The sequence below is a fragment of the Amycolatopsis sp. NPDC004625 genome (assembly GCF_040609695.1).
In the GTDB taxonomy this organism is placed as follows: domain Bacteria; phylum Actinomycetota; class Actinomycetes; order Mycobacteriales; family Pseudonocardiaceae; genus Amycolatopsis.
Genome location: NZ_JBEXKX010000075.1, coordinates 24,547 through 31,186 on the forward strand (window position 1 = coordinate 24,547; position 6,640 = coordinate 31,186).

Annotated in this window: 6 protein-coding genes; 3 read left to right on the top strand and 3 right to left on the bottom strand. The window is 73.8% G+C overall.

Going from position 1 to position 6,640, the window contains the following annotated elements:
- The first annotated feature begins 218 nt into the window (after positions 1–218).
- On the top strand, positions 219–1,049 hold the full coding sequence (locus ABZW17_RS43380; protein WP_354827764.1) for a glycosyltransferase: 831 nt from the start codon (positions 219–221) through the stop codon (positions 1,047–1,049).
- Positions 1,050–1,054: 5 nt separating this feature from the next.
- Positions 1,055–2,371 (top strand): NAD(P)/FAD-dependent oxidoreductase, encoded by a 1,317-nt coding sequence (locus ABZW17_RS43385; protein ID WP_354827767.1) that lies wholly within the window; start codon positions 1,055–1,057, stop codon positions 2,369–2,371.
- Here the strand turns inward: ABZW17_RS43385 and wecB are convergent.
- Positions 2,347–3,495: a UDP-N-acetylglucosamine 2-epimerase (non-hydrolyzing) gene (gene wecB, locus ABZW17_RS43390; RefSeq protein WP_354827770.1), complete on the bottom strand. Its 1,149-nt coding sequence runs from the start codon at positions 3,493–3,495 to the stop codon at positions 2,347–2,349. The two genes, ABZW17_RS43385 and wecB, sit on opposite strands and share 25 nt — an antisense overlap.
- A gap of 160 nt (positions 3,496–3,655) precedes the next feature.
- Between wecB and ABZW17_RS43395 the strand changes: the two genes are divergently transcribed.
- The gene (locus tag ABZW17_RS43395) at positions 3,656–4,597 is read left to right on the top strand and encodes a lysyl oxidase family protein (RefSeq protein ID WP_354827772.1); all 942 of its coding nucleotides are present in this window, start codon (positions 3,656–3,658) and stop codon (positions 4,595–4,597) included.
- Between the two features lie 103 nt (positions 4,598–4,700).
- Here the strand turns inward: ABZW17_RS43395 and ABZW17_RS43400 are convergent, their stop codons facing one another.
- Both ABZW17_RS43400 and ABZW17_RS43405 read right to left on the bottom strand, forming a co-directional pair.
- Positions 4,701–5,654: an anti-sigma factor RsbA family regulatory protein gene (locus tag ABZW17_RS43400; protein ID WP_354827775.1), complete on the bottom strand. Its 954-nt coding sequence runs from the start codon at positions 5,652–5,654 to the stop codon at positions 4,701–4,703.
- Positions 5,651–6,499 carry an MEDS domain-containing protein gene (locus tag ABZW17_RS43405; RefSeq protein WP_354827778.1) on the bottom strand — a complete coding sequence of 283 codons (849 nt, stop codon included), beginning with the start codon at positions 6,497–6,499 and terminating at the stop codon, positions 5,651–5,653. The genes ABZW17_RS43400 and ABZW17_RS43405 overlap by 4 nt, the downstream gene beginning before the upstream one ends.
- Positions 6,500–6,640: the final 141 nt, after the last annotated feature.

Genomic DNA, 6,640 nt, shown 5'->3' on the forward strand with positions numbered 1-6,640 from the left:
GAATTTCGGCGACCAGCTCGGGAGATCCACCCGTTCGATAAACGTGAGCCACCCGATCCGGTGATTTTCGGAAACACCACGTAGTTCTGATGACGCCAATCCTTCCGGGGGACTTCCGCGGCTGCTAAAGAAACCACACAACATAGCCGAATAGGTTTCGACGGCCGCACGAAACCCGATCCCGGCCGGGTGAGAAGCACTACCAGACGAGGGGAACCGTGGCGCGCGAAGAGACGATCCTGGCCACACTGTCCGAACCGGACCGCACGGGACCGGATCCCACCGGGAGCCGGACCGGCGGACGGGCGCACGTCGTGCTGCCCGCGTTCAACGAAGAAGCGTCCCTGCCGCCGCTGCTGCGGCGGCTCGCCGACGTGGCCCGCACCGAGCAGGTCACCGTCTGGGTCGTCGACGACGGTTCGGCCGACGCCACCGTCGCGGTGGCCGAGTCGGAGTACGGCGGGCTCGACGTCCGCGTCGTGCGGCACCTGGTGAACCTGGGGCTCGGCCGCGCGGTGCAGTCCGGCCTCCGGGCGGCGCTGGAAGAAGCGAGCCCGGACGACGTCGTCGTGGTGATGGACGCCGACGACACGCACGACCCGGGCCTGATCCGGGCGCTGCAGGCGGAGATCACCGCCGGCGCGGACGTCGCCATCTGCTCGCGGTTCGTCCCGGGCGGCGACGACCGGACCGCGCCGTTCGGGCGGCGCCTGCTGTCCCGCGGCGCGGCCCAGCTGTTCCACCGCGCCCTCGACGTCGACGGCGTCCGCGACTTCACCAGCGGCTACCGCGCCTACCGGGCGTCGCTGCTGTCGCGCGCGTCGGCCCACTGGGGCGAACGGCTCATCGAGGAGCAGGGGTTCGCCTGCATGGTGGAGCTGCTGCTGAAGCTGCGCCACTGCCGCCCGGTGATCACCGAGGTCCCGCTGGCCCTGCGGTACGACCGCAAACAGGGACCCAGCAAGCTGAAGCTGCGGCGGACCATCGTCCAGTACGTGAAACTGCTCGCCCGCGACCGGCTGAGCCCGGCGCCCTACCGGAAGTTGTGAACTCGGTGACCCATCCCGGCTCCCCGCACGTCGCCGTGATCGGCGGCGGCATCTGCGGCCTCGCCGCCGCCCACCGCCTCGCCCGCCGCGGCACCCGCGTGACCCTGCTCGAGAGCAGCGACCAGCTCGGCGGCCTCGGCACGTTCTTCGCCCACGACGGCCACTGGGTCGAACGCTTCTACCACTGCATCATGCCGACCGACGTGAGCCTGCTGGCCCTGCTGGGCGAGCTGGGCCTGCGGGATTCGGTGCGGTGGCGGGACACGACGATGGGCATGGTCGTCGAAGGCCGACGGCACCCGTTCAACTCCGCCCTCGACCTGCTGCGGTTCTCGGCGCTGCGGCTGCCCGACCGGGTGCGCTTCGGCGTGGTTTCGCTGCTGCTGCGCCGGTTGGGGCAGGGCCGCGACCTCGACAACCTCCGCACCGAGGACTGGCTGCGCGGGCTCTACGGCGACGTCGTCTGGGAGCGGCTGTTCGCGCCGATGTTCGGCTCGAAGTTCGGGCCGTCCTTCGGGGACGTGCCCGCGCTGTACCTGTGGCAGCGGCTGGGGCGGGAGCGCAACGTCGCCACCCGCGGGTACCCCGACGGCGGGTACAAGACGATCATCGACGCGCTGGAGGCGTCGATCTCGCGGGCCGGCGGGACGGTGCGCACGTCGGCGCCGGTCCGGCGGCTGCACAGCACGGGCGGCCGCTCGGTCCTCACCCTGACCGGCGGCGAGGTGCTGGACGCCGACCACGTCGTCTCGACGGTGCCGCTGCCCCTGCTGCGGCGCATCGCCGACGACGCGCTCGCGGCGCGCCTGCCCACGACCGACCTGCCGTACCAGGGCGTGGTCACCGGCGTGTTCTTCCTCCGCGAGCCGGTCACCGAGCACTACTGGACACCGGTGCTGCACTCGGGCACGGAGTTCGACGGGGTGGTGGCGATGTCCGCGCTGGCCGGCCCGCACGACGGCCGCCACCTGGTGTACGTCATGCACTACACCGACCGCGATTCGCAGCTGTACCTCGACGACGACACGGCGATCGCCGCGCGCTGGTCGGCCCAGTTGCGCGGGCTGTACCCGGAGCTCGGCCCGGACGGCATCGAGGAGGTCCGGGTGTTCAAGGCCCCGTTCGTGGAACCGGTGTACCCGCTCGGCTACCTGGCCGCGCGCCCGCCGGTCACGGTCGAGGACACGAACCTGCTGCTGGCCACCACGGCCCACGTGTACCCGGACGTGACGAGCTGGAACTCGAGCGTGGCGCTGGCGAACGACGTCACGAGCCGGATCCCGGCGAGGCGGGAGGATCAGCCGGCGGTCGCCACCCGGTGAGTCCCGAGGGCGGCCACGATCCGCGCGGAAGCGGACCCGTCGCCGTACGGTGACGGCAGGTGCCGGAGACGTTCCCGGTGGCCGGCGACGTCGTCGAGCCACCGGGCCACCTCCGCGCCGATGCCCGGCCCCGGGAGCACCCGCGTCCCGAACGTGCCCGCGATCTCCGGCCGCTCGGTGCTCCGCCGCACCACGACCACCGGTCGCTTGAGGACACTCGCTTCCTCCTGGATGCCACCGGAATCCGAGACGATCACCGCCGCTTCGGCCGCGAGCGCGAGGAAGGCCGGGTACGCCTGCGGTTCCAGCTCGACGAGCCGGTCCAGCAGCGGCCGCAGGCCGGCTTCCCCGATGCTCTTGGCCGTGCGCGGGTGCAGCGGGAACACCACCGGCAGCGGCAGGCGGCCCAGTTCGCGCAGGATCACCGCCAGCCGCTCCGGGTCGTCGACGTTCTCCGGGCGGTGGATCGTGGCCAGCACGAACCGGTCCCGGGCCAGCCCGCGGGCGGCCAGGACCGCCCGCCGGTCCTCGGCGCCCGGCAACGCCGTCTGCAGCGCCTCGACCACCGTGTTGCCGGTGACCGTGATCCGTTCCGCCGGCACGTTTTCCGCCAGCAGGTGCGCGCGGTTCAGCTCGGTCGGCGCGCAGCAGAGGTCGGCGAGGTGGTCGATCAGCACGCGGTTGTGTTCCTCGGGCATCGCCCGGTCGTGGCTGCGCAGCCCGGCTTCCACGTGCACCAGCGGGAGGTCGTGCGCGTTGGCCGCCAGCGCGCCGGCGAGCGCCGACGTCGTGTCGCCCTGGACGACCACCACCCGGCCGGGACTCTCCGCCAGCACCTCGTCGACCGCGCTCACCGTCCGGCCGAGCTGCCCGCCGCGGCGGCCGGCGCCCACGCCGAGTTCGCGGAACCGGTCCGACGGCGGCAGGTCCGCGCGGATGCGCGCGTAGAGCGAGCGGTCGTAGTGCTGTCCCGTGTAGACGACCGCGCAGTCGTCGCCGAGCAGCCGCATCAGCGGGGCGAGCTTGATCAGCTCCGGCCGCGTGCCGCAGACCAGCGTGACCCCGCCGCCGGCCGGGCGGAATTTCGGGGCGGCGGCCGGGAAATCGGCGGTGGTCGTCGGCATGCGCGGGTCCTTCCGGGTGGGGAGTTCGCCCGCACGCTACTCACCGGAACCGCGGAACCGGGCGCGACTCAGTCGATCGAGTGACATTGCGGTGTCCCCGCCGGGAATTGCGCCGGCCCTAGAATGATCGGTGACGGAAACACGGACAGGACGGTCCCTCTTGCTCAGAAAACTCGTGGTACTGGCGGTCGTCGCGCTTTCGGCCGTCGTTTCCGCCTCCGCCCCGCAGGCCGGCGAAGGCCCGGACTACCTGCTCCCCGATCTCCGCCAGGCGGTCCCCGGGTGTCCCGGCGGCAGCGCCGGCCCGCTCGTCACGTGCACCGCGTGGGACGTGTGCCCGGTGATCGATCCGGACACGCCCAACGGCCCCTGCGTCGACGCCTCCGTGGCGAAGGCCGTCCGGCTGCGGTTCACCAGCGCGGAGGAGAACGTCGGGGACGGGCCGCTGCTGCTGTTCGGCCGCCGCGACAGCACGAAGACCGACACCATGACCGTCCGCCAGGCGCTGCGCACCGCCACGGACGGCGCGATCCCGGACGGCTACCCGGCGGCGCAGCGCGCCACCCACGCCTTCACCTACTACGAACCGGCGCCCGCCCACCAGCACTGGCACCTGATGAACTTCGAGCACTTCGCGCTGGTGTCGCCGCAGGGCAAGACCGTCGTCACCGACCGCAAGAACGGGTTCTGCCTCGGTGACCGGTTCCCGGTCGCCGACGCCGGCCGCCTGGCGCACGTACCGGGCGACACCGGCCCCGACGCCGACCTCGCCGAGACACTGCGCGAGAACATGTGCCGCCACCACGACCCCAGCGCCCTCGACGTGCTCGAAGGAATTTCGGTCGGCTCCGGCGACGACTACAAGTACACGGTCGACTTCCAGTGGCTGGACATCACCAGGGTCCCGGCGGGCACGTACGACCTGGTGAACACGGTGAACGCCGACCGGACCCTGCTGGAGACGGACTACGGCAACAACTCCTCGGCCGTCGCGGTGTCGATCGCCTGGCCGCGCGGAACGGCGAAGCCGGGGCAACCGGTCGTGGCCGCGCCGGTGGTGCGGTTCCTGCGGAGCTGCCCCGGTCAGCCGCGCTGCGCCTGAGCCGGACCCCCGGGCCGCCGCGCGGTCCACCACCTGGCCGCGCGGAATGGCGAAGCCGGGGCAACCGGTCGCGACCACCCCAGTGGTCCGGTTCCCGACCCGCTCAGCCCTGCCGCGCCTGCACCGGCAGCCGGCCCGCCGCGAGGCGGACCGTGAAGCCCGTGGTGTCGTGGTGCAGGGTGACCTGGGCGCAGACCTGGTGGGCGATCCACAGGCCGCGGCCGCCGACGCGGCGGTCGGCGGGCAGCAGGCCGGCGAACGGGTCGTCCGGCCCGGGGCCGGTGTCGTGCACGGTGACGACCACGTGCACCGTGTCGGCCCAGATGCGCATGCGGACCGGTGGGCGGCCGTGGCGCAGGGAGTTGTCGACGATCTCGCTGACGGCCAGGACGAGGTCGTCGAGCTCGCCGCCGGCCAGGGCGGCCGGGGCGGCGGCCGTGATGGCCCGGCGCGCGGCTGACGGCCGGGGGTCGGCCAGCTCGGCGAGCGGGGTGGTCAGCTCGATCGGCAGTGGCGTCATCGGCCGCGGGACGGCCAGGAACGCCAGCGGGTCGACGTAGCCGGTGTTCGTGTGGTGGCCGCCGCCGGGGGTGGCGACGAAGGGGTGGGTGCGGGCGACGTCGTCGAGCACGTGCCGCGGCGTCGTGCGCGTGTCGTAGGCGCAGATGCTGCGCAGCGGGAACTCGTCGTAGGCGTGGTTGACCGCCGATTCGTAGCGGGCCCACCAGTCCCACGACGTGTCGATCGCCGCCTGCGGGATCTCGCCGAAGATGCGGATGCCGGCCGCGCCGCCGGCGACCAGGCCGGCCATCAGCTCGCGGTAGGACCGGATCGCCGCCGCCGGGCGGGCGTAGAGGTCGCCGGTGGCCAGGAAGTCCACCGGCGCCGACGACGGCAGCGCCTCGCGCACCAGTTCGGCGCGTTCGGGCTCCAGCGACACGAGGGTCGGCTCGCCCGCGGTGAGCCCGCCTTGGAGGAAGGGCACGGCGACGGCGAGCAGCTCGGCGTCGGAGGTGTAGTGGACGGCGGCGTGGTCGTAACCCCGGGTGGTGTTCACGCGGCGCGCTCCACGCGGACGCCCGGCAGGTCGAGCAGCTCGACGAGCCGGGCCGGGGTGGTCAGCCGGGTGCGCAGGACGACCGTGGTGGCGTGCCGCTCGGCGTAGTCGGCCAGCGCGAACAGGCTGCGGTGGTCGACGAAGCCGAGCCCGGCGGCGTCGATCGCGATCGTGCCCGCCGAGGAGCGCAGGCCGGCGCGTTCCAGCGCCAGCGGCCAGAGCTCGCGGGACTCCAGGTCGAGGTCGCCGTCCAGGGCGGCGGCGCTGCCGTCCTGCGCGTGCCCGTGCAGGTGGAACGGGGTCGCGCCGGCGTTGGCGTGCGGGTGCATGCAGGCGAGCTGCGCGACGACTTCGCCGCCGAGCTCGCCGACGTCGTAACCGCACATCGCCGACATCGGGTGGGCGGCCATGAAGTGGTCGACCAGGTGCTCGTAGCGGGCGAAGGCGTCCACCTGGGCCGGCGTGCGCGCCAGCGACGTCACGTCGGCCGCGACCCGCAGCCCGGTGAATCCGGCGGCCAGCGCCTCGGAGGTCGCCGAGGCGTAGACCGCCACCTGGCCGGCGGGGTCGACGACGGTGCCCGACGGGTACGCCGCGTCCACCGACGCGACCTGCACCGCGCCGCTGTCCAGGCCCTCCCCGCACCGGTCGTCCTCGCGCAACTGCCCGGTCAGGGCCGCCTCGTCGCCCGGGGCGACGTACAGGACGCGCTCGCCGGCCGCCAGGCCCTCGGCCAGGAACTCCTGCGCGTCGGCGACGAACTCGGCCGGCCGGCGGTAGCCCCGGCACACGTGGTCGCGGACCCGCGGTGCGGGCCCGCGCTCCTGCTCGGTCGGCTTCTGCACGGATCGAGCCTACGCCGCCGGACCGGCGGCCGGGGTCCCGGCGTGGGGGGGGGGGCGGCGGCCCGGCGCCCCCCCCCCGGCCCCAGACGACGCGCACACCACCCAGCCCCGCGGGGGGCCGGCGGGGGGGGGGGGGGCGGC

Excerpts from the sequence above, each read along its gene's own strand:
- wecB (WP_354827770.1), bottom strand. The coding sequence starts at position 3,495 with ATGCCGACGACCACCGCCGATTTCCCGGCCGCCGCCCCGAAATTCCGC.